The following is a 14,538-nucleotide window of genomic DNA, read 5'->3' as shown; positions in this document are numbered from 1 at the left end:
CCGGCAGGAAGTAAGAGAGTATCGGCCGGTTGACGGTTCCCGCCCGGGGCGGAAGTCCCGTCCGGTGTGGATCAGGGTCGAATCAGGGTCGGGTCAGGGTCGTCCCTTAGGCGGGGGTGGGGGCGGGGGAGGGGGAGGGTGGCTGCGGGGCTTGCTCCTAGGCGTCCCGTCGTCGGAGGACGGCGTAGCCCCCGATCAGGGCGGCGGCCACCCAGAGGAGCATGATGCCCAGGCCGCCCCAGGGGCCGTACGGGACCTGGTCGGAGCCCATGGCGCGGGGGACCACCTGCATGATCTTGGAGCCCGCCTGGTCCGGGAAGTAGCGGGCCACCTCCTTGGCCTTCGGCACGTTCGACAGGATCTGCGAGATCAGGAAGAAGAACGGCACGAGGATGCCCAGCGACAGCATCGAGCTGCGCAGCATCGCGGTCACGCCCATGGAGAAGACCGCGATCAGGGCCATGTAGAGGCCGGCCCCCACGACCGCCCGCAGGACGTTCGGTTCGCCGATGGACGTGCGGTGGGAGCCGAGCAGGGCCTGGCCGAGGAAGAACGAGAGGAAGCTGGTGGCCAGGCCGACCAGCAGCGCCAGGACGCCGGCCACCGCGATCTTGCTGAAGAGGAACGTGGCCCGCTGCGGGACCGCGGCCAGCGAGGTGCGGATCATGCCGGAGCTGTACTCGGTGCCCACCACCATGACGCCGAAGACGACCATGGCGAGCTGGCCCAGCACCATGCCGGAGAAGCTGACCAGGGTCGGGTCGAAGGTGGCCCGCTCCAGTTCGGAGAGGTGCGCGAACTGGGACTTGGTCAGCGCGGCCAGCCCGGCGCTGAGGCCGACGGTGACGACGAGGGCGGAGATCAGGGTCCAGGACGTCGAGGCGACCGTACGGATCTTGGTCCACTCGGACGTGAGGACGGCGGGTACCGCAGCCACGCTCAGTCCTCCTTCCTCGTCCTGGCCGCCTCGGTCCCGGCGGCCTTCGCCCGCGAGCCGGTCCACGAGCTGCCCCAGCCGGGGGCGCCCGGGCCCTGGCGCGGCTGCTCCGGCTGGGGCCCCATCGGCAGGGGCAGGCCCGCGGCGTCCTCGCCGGGGGAGTGCGCGTGGTACTCGACGGTCTCGGCGGTCATGCGCATGAAGGCCTCTTCCAGGGAGGCCCGCTGGGGGCTGAGCTCGTGCAGCACGATCCGGTGCCGGGCGGCGAGCTCGCCGAGCTCCTCGGCGGTGACCGCGTCGACTTCCAGTGCCCCGGAGCCCGCCATCACGACGGGGATTCCGTTACTTGCGAGTAGGTCCTTGAGGTGTTCCTGCTGCGGCGAGCGGATGCGCACATAACTGCGCGAGTTCTGCTGGATGAAATCGGCCATGGAGGTGTCCGCGAGGAGTCGGCCCTGACCGATCACGATCAAATGATCCGCGGTCAGTGCCATTTCGCTCATGAGATGGCTGGAAACGAAGATCGTTCGCCCTTCGGATGCCAGACCTTTCATCAGATGTCGGATCCAGTGAATTCCCTCGGGGTCCAGACCGTTGACGGGTTCGTCGAACATGAGGATCTTCGGATCGCCGAGCAGTGCGGAGGCGATTCCGAGCCGCTGGCCCATGCCCAGGGAGAAACTCTTCGTCTTCTTGCGCGCCACCGCCGTGAGGCCGACCGTGTCCAGCACCTCCGCCACCCGGCTCGCGGGGATCCGGTTGGACTGCGCCAGACAGAGCAGGTTGTTGTAGGCGCTGCGGCCGCCGTGCATGGCCTTGGCGTCCAGCAGGGCGCCGATGTACTTCAGCGGTTCGTCGAGCTCCCGGTAGTGCCGGCCGTCGATCCGGACCGTGCCGCTGGTCGGGTTGTCGAGATCGAGCATCATCCGCATGGTGGTCGACTTGCCGGCCCCGTTGGGCCCGAGGAAGCCGGTCACCACTCCGGGCCGCACGCGGAAGCTCAGCCCGTCGACGGCGAGTTTGGGTCCGAAGCGCTTCGTGAGGCCTTCGAGCTCGATCATGCCGCTCACGCTAGAACGGCCCAGGGCCCCCCGCCACCGGAGTGACGAAGGGCCCTGGGTCTCGGGGGTGGTGCGGCGCCGGCGTGCGGCACCGGGGTACTGCGCGCCGTGGTTACCGGCTCTGCTGGGCCGGGACCCCGCGGGAGACCGGCTCGTCGTCGACGATCGGGTTCGCGGCCGCGACCGCCGCGCCGGTCAGCGTCGCGAGCATCTCGCGGACGTTGGTCAGCTGGGCGTTGATGGAGTCGCGGCGGTTGGTGAGCGCCGCCAGCTCGCGCTCCGATTCGCTGCGGATGCGGTCCGCCTTGGCGTTGGCGTCGGCCACGATGTCCTCGGCCTGGCGCTGCGCGGTCTCCACCGTCTGGCGGGCCCGGCGCTCGGCGTCCGTACGCAGCTTCTCGGCCTCCAGGCGCAGCTGCTCCGCCCGGTGCTCGATCTCGGCGAGGCGCTTCTCGGCCTTGGCCTGGCGGGAGGCGAGGTCACGCTCGGACTGCTCGCGGCGCTTGGCCAGGTTCGTCTCGAAGTCCGCGGCGGCCTGGGCGGCCTTGGCGCGGGTCTCCTCGAACAGCGCGTCGGCCTCCTCGCGCTTGGACTGCGCGTCCTTCTGGGCCTCGGCGCGCAGGGTCGCGGCGTCGCCCTTGGCCTTCTCGACGATCCGGACGCCCTCGTCCTCGGCCTTGGCCTTGCGGTCCGAGGCGAAGGACTCGGCGTCGTTGCGGACCTGCTGGGCGGCGGACTCGGCGAGCTCGCGGTGCTGCTCCGCGGCCCGGCGGGCCTCCTCGCGCAGGTCCTTGGCCTCCTCCTCGGCGAGCCGCAGGATCTTCTCGACCCGAGCACCGAGGCCGGCGTACGACGGCTCGGCGTCGCTGACCTGGGCCTGGGCGTTCTGCGTCTCGAGGTGGAGCTCCTCGATGCGCTTCTCCAGGGAGTTGATGCGGGACAGGGCGCTGTCACGATCGGCGACGAGCTTGGAAATGCGGTCGTCCACCTGACCGCGGTCGTAACCACGCCGCACGAGCTCGAAGCCGAAGGGGGAGGAAGTGTCGCTCATGGGGTTCCTGTCGAATGAGACCGGTGAGGTGTTAGGGGAATCCTAGGCGGCCGAGCGGCGTGTCATCGAGTCAATCCGCGTTTGATCTGGACAATGACACCCCTTTTGAGTGGCAAGGCGCCAGAAGCCTTGTCACCCGTTCGCCTGAACCTCCATCAGGAGCACACATTCAGGCGGGGTGTCTAGCCCTCCGACGACTTACCACCCGAACGAGTGGGGCCCGCCGGGGCGCCGACCTTCACCCCGCCGGCGCCGTTGGACGACGACTTTCCGCCACCTCCGGGCGCCTCGAATGATTCCAACGCCTCAAGCACGTCCTGGACACGGGAGATCTCGGCCTGAATGTCCTCCCGGCGGCGCACCAGAACCTCCAGCTCCCGGCGGCCCTCCTCGATCAGCCGCTCGGCCTCGGCCTCGGCCTCGGTACGCATGCGCTCGGCCTCGCGGACCGCCTCGGCCTTCTTCTGCTCCGCCTCCTTGAGCAGCTGCTCGGCCTTCTTCACCGCCGCGATGCGCACCTTGCTCGCCTCGCTGCTCGCCTCGGACACCAGGTCCTTGGCCTTGGCCTCGGCCTGGGCGCTCTGCTCGGTGGCCGCCTTGACCAGCTTGTCCACCCGCTCACCCGCGGACTTCATCTGCTCGGCGGTCTCCCGGCGGGCGCGCTCGTGCAGCTCCTCCACCTCGGCCTCGACGCGGGCCCGCAGCTCCTCGGCCCGCTCCCTTATGGCGGACGAGTCCCTGCGGGCGCCGACGAGCAGCTCGTCCGCGTCCGTGCGGGCCTTCTCCACCAGGGTGTTGCCCTCGACGATCGCCTCCTCGGTGATGCGCGTGGCCTCCGCACGGGCCGCATCCACCATCGCGTCGGCCTGCTCCTCGGCCGCGGTCGTCGCCGCCAGCGCCTGCTGGGCCGCGTCCGTCGTCAGCTTGTCCGCCTCGGTGACGGCCTCCGAGACGAGGCGGTCGACCTGCTCGGCGGCCTCCGAGCGGCGCTTGTTCGCCGCCTCGCGGGCCTCGTCCAGCAGCCGCTCGGACTCCTCACGGGCCTCGGTGCGCAGCCGCTCGGCCTCCTCGCGCGCCTCGCGGCGCAGCCGCTCCGCCTCCGCGGCGGCCGCGGCCTTGTCCCGCTCGGCCTCCGACCGGGTGCGCGCGGCGTGCTCCTGCGCCGAGCCCAGGTCCTCGGCCGCCTCGGTGCGCAGCCGCTCGGCCTCCTCGGCGGCCTCGCCGACCGTACGCTCGTTCTCCTCGCGGGTGCGCTCGGTGAGCCGGTCCGCCTCCGTGACGGCCTCCTCGACCAGCCGCGCGGCCTCGGCCCGCGCCTCGTCGAGGGCCTGCTCGGCCTCGCGCTCCGCCGTCGCCAGCGTCTCGCCGGCCGCCACGGTGACCCGCTCGGCCTCGGCGGTCGCCTCGCCGACGATCCGGCCGCCCTCGGCGCGCGCGTCGTCCAGCAGCTGCGCGGCCTCGGTGCGCAGCCGCTCGGCCTCCTCCGCGGCCTCGCCGACCGTACGGTCGTTGGCGGCCTGCGTCTCGACCGTCATCCGCTCGGTCTCGGCGGTGGCCTCGCCGATCAGGCGGGCGCCCTCCGCGCGGGCGTCCTCCAGCGTCTTCGCCGCGTCCCGCTCCGCTTCGGCCAGGGTCTCGGCGGCCTTGGCCGTCAGGGACTCCGCCTCCGAGGCGGCCTCGGCGACCAGGCGGTCCGCCTGCTCGGCGGCCTCCGTGCGCAGCCTGTTGCGCTCCGCACGGGCCTCGTCGAGCACCTCGGCGGCCTCGACGCGGGTGGCCTCCGCCCGCTCCTCGGCCTCGGCCACGACCTGGCCGGCCTTCTCGGCCGACTCCGAGCGGATCCGGTTGGCGTCCTCGCGGGCGTCCGCCTTGGTACGGGCCGCGTCGCGCTCGGCCGCGGCCAGCGCGTCGGTGGCCTCGGTGCGCAGGCGCTGCGCGTACTCGGCCGTGTCCGCGCGCAGCCGCTCGGTCTCCTCGGCCGCCTCGGACCGCAGCTGCTCGGTCTCCTCGCGCGCCTCGGTGCGCAGCCGCTCGGCCTCGGCGATGGCGTCGCCGACGGTCCGCTCGGCCAGCGCCTTGGCGGCGTCGGTCTCCTCGCGGGCCTCGGTGCGGATCCGGTTGGCGTCCTCGGTGGCCCGCTCCCGCTCGGCGTACGCGTCGGAACGGACCCGGTCCGCCTCCTCCTCGGCCTCGGTGCGGGTGCGCTCGGCCGCCACCTCGGCGGCACTGCGCAGGCCGGAGATCTCCTCCTCGGCCTGCTCGTGCAGGCCCGCCACGGACTCGCGCACCTCGCGGGCGGTCTGCTCGGCGGCCGACACCAGCTCGGCGGCGCGGGCGTCCGCCTCCTGCACCAGCCGCGCGGCCTCCGCCTCGGCGTCCTCGACGCGCTTGCGGGCCGAGGCCAGCAGTTCCTCGCTCTGCTCGCGGGCCTGGGCGCGCTCGCGCTCGGCCTCCTCGCGCGCGGAGCCCAGCGTCTCCTCGGCCTCGCGGCGGCGCCGCTCGGCCTCCTCCTTCGCGGCGGCCAGGGCCTCGGCGGCCTCCTCGGCCACCCGCTCGGCGGCCGCCCGGGCCTCCGTGCGCAGCCGGTCCGCGGTCTCCTGCGCCTCGGTGCGCACGCGCTCGGCCTCGACCTCGGCCTCGCCGACCAGCCGGGTCGCGGCCGTCTCGGCCTCGGCACGCATCCGGCCGGCGTCCTCGGCGGCCTCGGTGCGCTGCCGGGTGGCCTCGGCCTCCGCCTGCTCGGCCAGGGCGCGGCTGCGCTCGGCCGCCTCGGTGCGGACCCGCTCGCTCTCCTCCGCCGCCTCGCGGCGCATCGCCTCGGCGGCACCGCGGGCGTCGCCCAGGGTGCGCTCGGCGGTGGTCAGCCGGCCCTCGGCCTCCTCCTGGAGGCGGGTCAGCTCCGCGTCGGCCTCGCTGCGCCGGTCGGCCAGCGCCCGCTCGGTCTCCTCGCGGCGTGCGCGGGCGGCCGCGTCGGCCTCGGCGCGGACCGCCTCCGCCCGCTCCTCGGCCTCGGCGCGCAGCCGGTCGGCCTCGGCGCGGGCGCGCTCCAGCGTCTCCTCGGCCTGCTTGCGCAGTCCGGTGGCCCGCTCGATGGCCTCGGAGCGGACCCGCTCGCTCTCGGCGGCCGCGCCGCGGCGCAGCTCGTCGGCGTCCGCCTTCGACTTGGTCAGCAGCTCCTCGGCGGTCTTGGCCGCCTCCTCGATCTGCTGCACGGCCTCGCGGCGGGCCTCGCCGCGGATCCGCTCGCCCTCGGCGACGGCCTCGGCGCGCAGCTGCTCGGCCTCGCCGCGCAGCCGCCGGGCCTCCTCCTGGAGCTCGACGGTCTTGGCCCGGTACTCCTCGGTGTCGTCCTTGGCCGCGCCCTTGAGCTGCTCGGCCGTGGCCGCCGCCAGCGAGGTCAGCCGGCCCGCCTCGGCCTCGGCCTCGCGGCGGATCCGCTCCGCCTCGTCGGCCGCGGCCTTGCGGGTCGCCTGCGCGTCCTCGGAGGCCCTGTTCAGGACGTCCTCGGCGGTGCGGGCCGCCTTCGCCAGCTGTGCCGCGGTGTCCTCGGCGGCGGCGGTGCGGCCCTGCTCCACGGCCTCGGCCAACACCCGCTCGGCCGCGGCACGGGCGTCGGCCAGCTTCTGCTCGGCCTCGGCCTTGAGCTCCTCGGCCTCCTTCGTGGCCTCGCCGACCAGCCGGGCGACCTGCTCCTTGGCCGTACGGGTGCGCTGCTCGCCGGCCTGCTCGGCCGACGCCAGCCGCTTGTCCGCGGTCTCCTTCGCCTCGGCCAGGAGCTTCTCGGCCTCGGCACGGGCGGCCCGCAGGGTGGAGTCCGCCTCCTGCACGCGCTGCTCGGCGACCCGGCCCAGGTCCATGGTCTGCTGGCGGGCCTGCTCGGACTCCGCGGTGGCGGAGGTGCGCAGCCGCTCGGCGTGCTCGGTGGCCTCCTGGGCCTGCGCGGAGGCGGCGGTCAGCAGCCGCTCGGCCTCCTTGCGGGCGCGCAGCAGGGTGGCCTCGGCCTCGGTGCGCGCGGCCTCCGCCTCGGAGGTCATCCGGCGCCGGGTCTCCTCGGCGACCCGGGCGGCCTCGGCGCGGGCGGCGTTCAGGGACTGCTCGGCCTCGGCGCGCGACTCGTCCATGAGGCGGCGGGCCTGGGACTCCGTACGGGCGCGCAGCTGCTCGGCCCAGGCGACGTTCTCGTTGACGTGCGCCTCGACGGTCTGGCGCCGCTCGTTGAGCTCCTGGTCCAGGCGCTGGCGGCGGTTGACGGCCTCCTGGTGCAGCTCGGCCTGGAGCCGGGCCTGGTGCTCGGCGTGCTCCTGGAGGATCCGCTGGGTCTGGGCGCGGGCCTCGCGCAGCTCGCGCTCGGCGTCGCTGCGCATCTGGTCCGCCTGGATCTGCGCGTTGCGCAGCAGCTGCTCGGCCTGGTAGCCGATGTCGGCGGATTCGTAGGCGGGGCGGGACGCCAACGCGCGCCGCGCCTCGTGGAGCTTGGCGCGCAGCACCTCGACCTGGTAGCCCAGGTCCTCGGCGTGCTGGACGGCCTTCCCGCGCTCCTTCGTCAGCCGCTCCATCTCGGCCTCGAAGCGCGAGAGATGGTCGGCCTCAGGCTGAAGACTCTCCTGGCGTTCGTAGCCCCGCACGGCGCGGTCCCATCCGTCCCCTGGTCGCAAGCTCTCTCCCAAAGCACCGTCCGCCCGCTGAACGGTGCCCCCGGGGAATGGTGTCAGACATCTTGCCGCAAATCGGAAGGCCCCGACCCCTCGGCAAAAACACCAGACCCCGGCCGAGCCACCGCCACTCTACCGGCCAGGGAATCCGGCGGTCAGTGCTCCGCGTTGGGAGAGGGGTTGGAGGTGACCAGTTCGGTCAGGACACCGTGGCAGTCCTTGGGGTGCAGGAACGTGATCCGGGAGCCCATCGAGCCGATCCGGGGCTCGTCGTAGAGCACGCGGACGCCCTTGCCGCGGATGGCCTCGGCGTCCCCGTCGACGTCCGCGGTGCCGAAGGCGATGTGGTGCACGCCCTCGCCGTTCTTGGCCAGCCACTTGCCCACCGCGGAGTCCTCGCGGGTGGGCTCCAGCAGCTGGAGGTAGGAGGCGCCGCCGTCGGACGTCTCGTTGATCTTGAGCATGGCCTCGCGCACACCCTGCTCCTCGTTGACTTCGGTGTGGAACACCTCGAAGCCGTACGTGGCACGGTAGAACTCGACAGTCTTGTCGAGGTCGAAGCAGGCGATCCCGATGTGGTCGATTCTCGTCAGCATGCCCCCAGTGGAGCGGTCGGCAGGGTGGTTACGCAACGTGCGCGCGATCACACCGGATGCCCGATGACGGCACCGAGTGCCGCTCAGTACATTCAGGTAAACCCTCGTTCACTCCTCATCCAAGGGGCCGTGCCTCATGTCCGGAACGAACAGCACTACGTCGGTGATCGTCGCTGGGGCCCGCACGCCCATGGGACGTCTCCTGGGCTCTCTCAAGACGTTCTCCGGCGCCGACCTCGGCGGCGTCGCGATCAAGGCCGCGCTGGAGCGGGCCGGCATCTCCGGCGACCAGGTCCAGTACGTGATCATGGGCCAGGTGCTCCAGGCCGGCGCGGGCCAGATCCCGGCCCGCCAGGCCGCCGTCAAGGCCGGCATCCCGATGAACGTGCCGGCGCTGACGATCAACAAGGTCTGCCTCTCCGGCCTCGACGCCATCGCGCTGGCCGACCAGCTGATCCGCGCGGGTGAGTTCGACATCGTGGTCGCCGGCGGCCAGGAGTCGATGACCAACGCCCCGCACCTGCTCCCGAAGTCCCGCGAGGGCTACAAGTACGGCGCGATCGAGATGCTCGACGCGATGGCCTACGACGGCCTGACCGACGCCTTCGAGGGCATCGCCATGGGCGAGTCCACCGAGAAGCACAACAGCCGCCTGGGCATCGAGCGCGCCCCGCAGGACGAGTTCGCCGCCGGCTCCCACCAGCGCGCCGCCGCCGCCCAGAAGAACGGCGTCTTCGAGGCCGAGATCACCCCGGTCGAGATCCCGCAGCGCAAGGGCGACCCGGTGCTCTTCTCGGTCGACGAGGGCATCCGCCCCGACACCACCGCGGAGTCCCTCGGCAAGCTGCGCCCGGCGTTCGCCAAGGACGGCACGATCACCGCCGGCACCTCCTCGCAGATCTCCGACGGCGCCGCCGCGGTGGTCGTCATGAGCAAGGCGAAGGCCGAGGAGCTGGGCCTGGAGTGGCTGGCCGAGATCGGTGCCCACGGCAACGTGGCGGGCCCGGACAACTCGCTGCAGTCGCAGCCGTCCAACGCCATCAAGCACGCCCTGGGCAAGGAGGGCCTGGAGGTCGCCGACCTCGACCTGATCGAGATCAACGAGGCCTTCGCCGCGGTCGCCGTCCAGTCAATGAAGGACCTGGGCGTGACCCCGGAAAAGGTGAACGTCAACGGCGGCGCGATCGCCCTGGGCCACCCGATCGGCATGTCCGGCGCCCGCGTGGTGCTGCACCTGGCCCTGGAGCTCAAGCGCCGCGGCGGCGGCGTGGGCGCGGCCGCCCTGTGCGGCGGCGGCGGCCAGGGCGACGCCCTGATCGTCCGGGTGCCCCGGGCCTGAGCACCAACCCTCCGCACACCCCCACCCCGAGCGACGCAAAGGAGCGCAGCACGCATGACGGTGGACGTCCCCCAGCTGGTGGCCCAGGCCCGAGAGGGCAGGCCGCGGGCGGTGGCCCGGCTGATCTCACTGGTCGAGGGGGCGTCCCCGCAGCTGCGCGAGGTCATGGCGGCCCTCGCGCCGCTCACGGGCAACGCGTACGTGGTGGGCCTGACGGGCTCGCCGGGGGTGGGCAAGTCCACCTCGACCTCCGCGCTGGTGACGGCGTACCGCAAGGCGGGCAAGAGGGTCGGCGTCCTGGCCGTCGACCCGTCCTCGCCCTTCTCCGGCGGTGCGCTGCTCGGTGACCGGGTGCGGATGTCGGACCACGCCTCCGACCCCGGGGTCTACATCCGCTCGATGGCCACCCGCGGCCACCTGGGCGGCCTGGCGTGGGCCGCCCCGCAGGCCATCCGCGTGCTCGACGCGGCCGGCTGCGACGTGGTCCTGGTCGAGACCGTGGGAGTGGGCCAGTCGGAGGTCGAGATCGCCTCCCAGGCCGACACCTCGGTGGTGCTGCTCGCCCCCGGCATGGGCGACGGCATCCAGGCCGCCAAGGCGGGCATCCTGGAGATCGGCGACCTGTACGTGGTGAACAAGGCGGACCGGGACGGCGCGGACGCCACCGCCCGGGAGCTCAACCACATGCTCAGCCTCGGCGAGTCCCGCGGCCCCGGCGACTGGCGCCCGCCCATCGTCAAGACGGTCGCCGCCCGCGCCGAGGGCGTGGACGAGGTGGTCGAGGCGCTGGAGAAGCACCGGGCGTGGATGGAGGAGCACGGCGTGCTCGCCAGGCGCCGGATCGCCCGGGCCGCGCGCGAGGTGGAGACCATCGCGGTCACCGCCCTGCGCTCGCGCATCGGCGACCTGCACGGGGACCGGCACCTGGACGCCCTGGCCGAGCGGGTGGTGGCCGGGACGGTGGACCCGTACGCGGCGGCCGACGAGCTGCTGGCGAGCCTGACGGAGGCCTGAGCCGTACGCACGAAGGACCCGCCCCCTCGAAAGGGGGCGGGCCCTTGGCATGTCCGGGTCTACCCGCGTCAACCTGCGGCGTCGGCGTGCCGCAGCCGCGTCCGGTGCTAGGCCTTGCCGCGGACGCTGCGCAGGTGCTCGGCGACCGGCTTCAGCGACGTGTGCAGCTCGGCCAGGGCCTCGTCCGACATCAGGTCGATGAAGTGCTGGCGGACGGAGGCCACGTGGTGCGGGGCCACCTTCCGCATGGTCTCCATGCCGTGGTCGGTGAGGACCGCGTACAGGCCGCGCCGGTCGGACTCGCAGTTGGCGCGGACGACCAGGCCGGCCGCCTCCATCCGGGTGATCTGATGGGACAGCCGGCTCTTGGACTGCAGGGTCGCGGTGGCGAGGTCGCTCATCCGCATGCGGTGGTCCTCGGACTCGGAGAGGTTGACCAGGATCTCGTAGTCGTTGTTCGTCAGGCCGAAGGGCTGGAGATCCTTTTCCAGGCGGTGCGTCAGCAGTCGGTTGACGTCCAGATAGGTGCGCCACGTGCACTGCTCGGCATCGGTCAGCCAGCGGGTGGCGGTCTCAGTCGTCTCCATACAAGGACTCTACCTAAGAAGTTGAATTACGTACAAAATTGCCGGTGGGCCACGGGCATATGCCAGGTGCAGACCGTGATGGTCCGAAGACTATCGGTCACAGCCCGAACCGGCGCTGGAGGTCACCCAGCTGCCCCGGCATCCGCGGGATCCCCAGCTGCTGCCCGCCCATCTGCCCCATCGGGCCCGGAGCATGCGCCGGCACCCCGGGCTCGTGGCCCACGGCCCCCATGGCCCGCTCGGGCATGAGCAGCTCCGTCGACTGGAGCAGCACCGTGCCCGCGCCGACGAACTCGAACTGGTGCTCCTCGCCCGAGGCGCCCCCGATGCCGGCCAGCTGCCGCAGCCCGCCCATCACGCCCTGCATGTAGCCGTGGTCGTAGTGGTGGCACGGGGAGGGGCAGTCCGCCCAGCCCACCAGCGCCTGCGGGTCCACCTTCAGCGGCGGCTCCATGAAGACCACCGGCCCGTTCGAGGCCGCCACGAACTTGCCCGTGCCGATCAGCGTCAGGAAGCCCGGCACGATCGACTGCTTCAGCGCCAGCGAGGGCTGGTAGGCCAGCAGGTTCCCCGAACGGATCGTCAGGTTGCCGTTGTCGAGGTCGTACGAGTTGACGTCGAAGGCCCGGTCGGCGAGCAGCATCTTGCCCGAGCCCTCCGCCACCACCCAGTCGGAGGCGTGCAGCGGCGAGTGGAAGCTGGTGCGCAGCAGCCGGTCGAAGCGGCCGTTGCCGATGCCGTTGAACTCGACGTGCCCGTAGTAGGCGATCATCTTGCCCTTCTGCAGGAACCACTGGCTCCCCTTGAGTTCCACGCAGAAGGTGTAGGCGTTGACGTTGTCGTCGGACGGCAGGGAGTACGGGTCGAGGACCACGGGTCCGGTCATTAGAGCTTCTCCTCCGAGGCCTGCACGTACACGACACCGTGACCGGACAGCTCCAGCTGGAACGCCTCGCCCGAGCCACGCCCCACCATGTCCCGCCAGCCGAGCGCGGTGGAGAGCTTGTTGCGTACGTCACCCCGGTGGGCGACGTACGCCTGCGGGTCCACATGGATGGGCCGCTGCGGGGTGATGGGCAGCTCGATGACGCCGCCGTGGGCCATCACGGCCACGGAACCGTGCCCCGCGAGCGTGGTGGTGAACAGGCCCTGGCCGGTCACCTGGCCGCGCACCATGCCCATGACGCCGCCCTGCTGGCCCATGAACATGGTGCCCTGCTGGAGGGTGCCGTCGAAGGCGAGCAGCCGGTCCGCCTCGACGTACAGGGTGTCGCCGGTCATCTGGACCACGTGGACGTGGTGGCCGCCGTGACCGAACATCACCGAGCCCTGGCCCTCGACCGTCATCAGCGGGACCTGCTCGTTGGCCACCCGCCGGCCGATCATTCCCATGACGCCGCCCTGGCCGCCGGCGATGTCGGGGGTGAAGGCGACCTCGCCCCGGTAGGCGATCATCGCGCCGCGCTGGCTGAACAGCCGCTGGCCGGGGACCACCTGGGCCTCGACCATCTTCGAGTTGATCTGGGTGAACGGCATCAGACGTCGCCCCCGATCGTGTTGCGCTCGCTGGGCTGCACGTACACCAGGCCCTCGCCCTCGAAACGGATCTGGAACGCCTCGCCGCCGCCCTCGCCCATCAACGTGCGGAACGTCACACCGGACTGGAAGTGCTGCTGGAGGTTGCCGGTGTGCGCGATGTACGCACCCGGGTCGACGGAGAGCGGGAACTGCGCGCTGACCCGCAGCACCACCGCCGGCCCGTCGGAGAGGATGGCCGCCTGGCCGCTGCCCTCGACGGTGGTGGTGAACAGGCCGTTGCCGGTCGAGGCGCCGCGCAGACCGGTGAAGGTCGTGCCGGTGCGCAACCCGCCGTCGGTGCACAGCAGGTTGCTGGACTCGACGTAGAGCTTCTCGCCGTGCAGGTTGACCAGGTTGATCTCGCTCGCGCGGTCGGCGAAGTAGCAGGTGCCCTGCCCCTGGACCTCCATCACGGTCATCTGTTCGCCGGTCAGGCGGCGGGTCACCATGCCTCGGAGACCCTCACCCCCGCCGGACATCTTCTTGAAGGCCATCTGGCCGTCGTACGCGACCATTGACCCGTTCTTCGCTTTGACGGTGTCGCCGGACAGGTCGACGGCGAGCACCTTGCTGCCTTGGAGTCGGAACTGAGCCACGGGGGAGAGGTTAAGGGCAGCGGCCGACACCGAACAGAGCCTCACGGCCCATATCGGCCCGGACGGGACGTGTATGGGCACGGCTGGGACGTGGTTGGGACGTGGCTGGGACGTGGTTGGGACGTGGTTGGGACGACACCGGTACACGGCCGGGACGTGGGCGACCGCTCCGGCCTGCCGGTGGGCACCCCCGGTCAAGATCCGGTAAATCGGGTTGGGAGAATGGGCCCGGACATTTCGCCCCCGCTCGCGTGCGTCCGTACCGGCCGTCCCCGCCGCCCCCCGACCACCCCGCCCCGAAGGTTCACCGTGGACATCAAGACTGCCTCCGCCCTGCACCGGCTGCGCCTCGTCTCCATCCCCGAAGCGCTCTCCTTCCCGGCTCTGCTGATCTTCGGCTCGCTCCTGAGCCGGATCTCCGACGTCAACCTCGTCATGCCGCTGGGCATGCTGCACGGCGTGCTGTTCACGCTGTACGCGATCTTCCTGCTGGACGTCTGGAACAAGGCCAAGTGGCCGCTGAAGAAGGTCGCCCTCTTCTTCCTGCTCGCCGTCATCCCCTTCGGCGGCCTGTACGGCGACAAGCTCCTCAAGCGCGACGAGTCCGACAGCGTGATCGCCGCCCGCGCCCGCAAGGAAGAGGCCGCCGCGTGATCGTCGCTTTCTCGGTCACCCCGCTGGGCGTCGGTGAAGAGGTCGGCGAGTACGTCGCCGAGGCGGTGCGGGTGGTCCGCGAGTCGGGCCTGCGGAACCGCACCGACGCCATGTTCACCTCCGTCGAGGGCGAGTCGTGGGACGAGGTGATGGACGTCGTCAAGCGCGCCGTCGCGGCCGTCGAGGCGCGCGCCCCGCGGGTCTCCGTCGTCATGAAGGTCGACATCCGGCCGGGTGTGACGGACGGCCTCACCTCGAAGGTGGCCACCGTGGAGCGGCACCTGGCGGGCTGACGCTGGTTGCTGGTTGCCGGTTGCCCCGGTTGCCGGTTGCTGCTCTTCCCGGGCCCCGTCGCGTTCGTGCGGCGGGGCTTCGGTGGGCTCGCTTCGGGGGTGGGTCCCGTGGTGTGTGGGTCCCCTCGGCGCTTGACAGGGGCGGCCTGCAGGCCCTGCGGCAGGCCCACCCCTGGGGCA

Annotated in this window: 13 protein-coding genes; 4 read left to right on the top strand and 9 right to left on the bottom strand. The window is 72.1% G+C overall.

All coding sequences use genetic code 11. From position 1 onward, the window contains the following. Window positions 1-157: 157 nt before the first annotated feature. From IF43_RS0119120 to mce, 5 genes are all read right to left on the bottom strand, one after another. Complete coding sequence (locus IF43_RS0119120; RefSeq protein ID WP_030201879.1) at window positions 158-937, bottom strand: ABC transporter permease; 780 nt, start codon at window positions 935-937, stop codon at window positions 158-160. A 2-nt stretch (window positions 938-939) separates the two neighbouring features. Then, a complete protein-coding gene (locus IF43_RS0119115) occupies window positions 940-1,998 on the bottom strand; it encodes an ABC transporter ATP-binding protein (protein ID WP_051795636.1) in 1,059 nt (352 codons plus the stop codon). A gap of 112 nt (window positions 1,999-2,110) precedes the next feature. After that, window positions 2,111-3,049, bottom strand: a complete 939-nt coding sequence (locus IF43_RS0119110) for a cellulose-binding protein (RefSeq protein WP_030201876.1) — start codon at window positions 3,047-3,049, stop codon at window positions 2,111-2,113. Between the two features lie 182 nt (window positions 3,050-3,231). Further along, the gene (gene scy / locus IF43_RS0119105; protein WP_030201874.1) at window positions 3,232-7,674 is read right to left on the bottom strand and encodes a polarized growth protein Scy; all 4,443 of its coding nucleotides are present in this window, start codon (window positions 7,672-7,674) and stop codon (window positions 3,232-3,234) included. 182 nt (window positions 7,675-7,856) lie between these two features. Next, entirely contained in the window at window positions 7,857-8,297 is a 441-nt protein-coding gene (gene mce / locus IF43_RS0119100; RefSeq protein WP_030201872.1) for a methylmalonyl-CoA epimerase, read from the bottom strand. Window positions 8,298-8,433: 136 nt separating this feature from the next. Here mce and IF43_RS0119095 point away from each other — a divergent pair, with 136 nt between their 5' ends. Then, on the top strand, window positions 8,434-9,636 hold the full coding sequence (locus IF43_RS0119095; RefSeq protein ID WP_030201870.1) for an acetyl-CoA C-acetyltransferase: 1,203 nt from the start codon (window positions 8,434-8,436) through the stop codon (window positions 9,634-9,636). Window positions 9,637-9,690: 54 nt separating this feature from the next. Then, window positions 9,691-10,650 (top strand): methylmalonyl Co-A mutase-associated GTPase MeaB, encoded by a 960-nt coding sequence (gene meaB, locus IF43_RS0119090; protein ID WP_030201868.1) that lies wholly within the window; start codon window positions 9,691-9,693, stop codon window positions 10,648-10,650. A gap of 107 nt (window positions 10,651-10,757) precedes the next feature. Here meaB and IF43_RS0119085 read toward each other — a convergent pair whose 3' ends face one another. The 4 genes from IF43_RS0119085 to IF43_RS0119070 form a co-directional block, all read right to left on the bottom strand. Then, window positions 10,758-11,237, bottom strand: a complete 480-nt coding sequence (locus IF43_RS0119085) for a MarR family winged helix-turn-helix transcriptional regulator (protein WP_030201865.1) — start codon at window positions 11,235-11,237, stop codon at window positions 10,758-10,760. Between the two features lie 97 nt (window positions 11,238-11,334). After that, window positions 11,335-12,123 carry an AIM24 family protein gene (locus IF43_RS0119080; RefSeq protein ID WP_030201862.1) on the bottom strand — a complete coding sequence of 263 codons (789 nt, stop codon included), beginning with the start codon at window positions 12,121-12,123 and terminating at the stop codon, window positions 11,335-11,337. After that, on the bottom strand, window positions 12,123-12,773 hold the full coding sequence (locus IF43_RS0119075; protein ID WP_030201860.1) for an AIM24 family protein: 651 nt from the start codon (window positions 12,771-12,773) through the stop codon (window positions 12,123-12,125). Before IF43_RS0119075 ends, IF43_RS0119080 begins: the two co-directional genes overlap by 1 nt. Continuing rightward, complete coding sequence (locus IF43_RS0119070; protein WP_030201857.1) at window positions 12,773-13,411, bottom strand: AIM24 family protein; 639 nt, start codon at window positions 13,409-13,411, stop codon at window positions 12,773-12,775. Before IF43_RS0119070 ends, IF43_RS0119075 begins: the two co-directional genes overlap by 1 nt. Before the next feature lie 309 nt (window positions 13,412-13,720). Here IF43_RS0119070 and IF43_RS0119065 point away from each other — a divergent pair, with 309 nt between their 5' ends. Together IF43_RS0119065 and IF43_RS0119060 are read left to right on the top strand one after the other, a co-directional pair. Beyond that, complete coding sequence (locus IF43_RS0119065) at window positions 13,721-14,065, top strand: DUF3817 domain-containing protein (protein WP_030201855.1); 345 nt, start codon at window positions 13,721-13,723, stop codon at window positions 14,063-14,065. Continuing rightward, window positions 14,062-14,358: an MTH1187 family thiamine-binding protein gene (locus IF43_RS0119060; RefSeq protein WP_030201852.1), complete on the top strand. Its 297-nt coding sequence runs from the start codon at window positions 14,062-14,064 to the stop codon at window positions 14,356-14,358. The genes IF43_RS0119065 and IF43_RS0119060 overlap by 4 nt, the downstream gene beginning before the upstream one ends. Window positions 14,359-14,538 lie beyond the last annotated feature (180 nt).

It is taken from the genome of Streptomyces sp. NRRL S-87 (assembly GCF_000719335.1).
In the GTDB taxonomy this organism is placed as follows: Bacteria; Actinomycetota; Actinomycetes; order Streptomycetales; family Streptomycetaceae; genus Streptomyces.
This window is presented reverse-complemented; position numbering and strand designations above follow the sequence as displayed.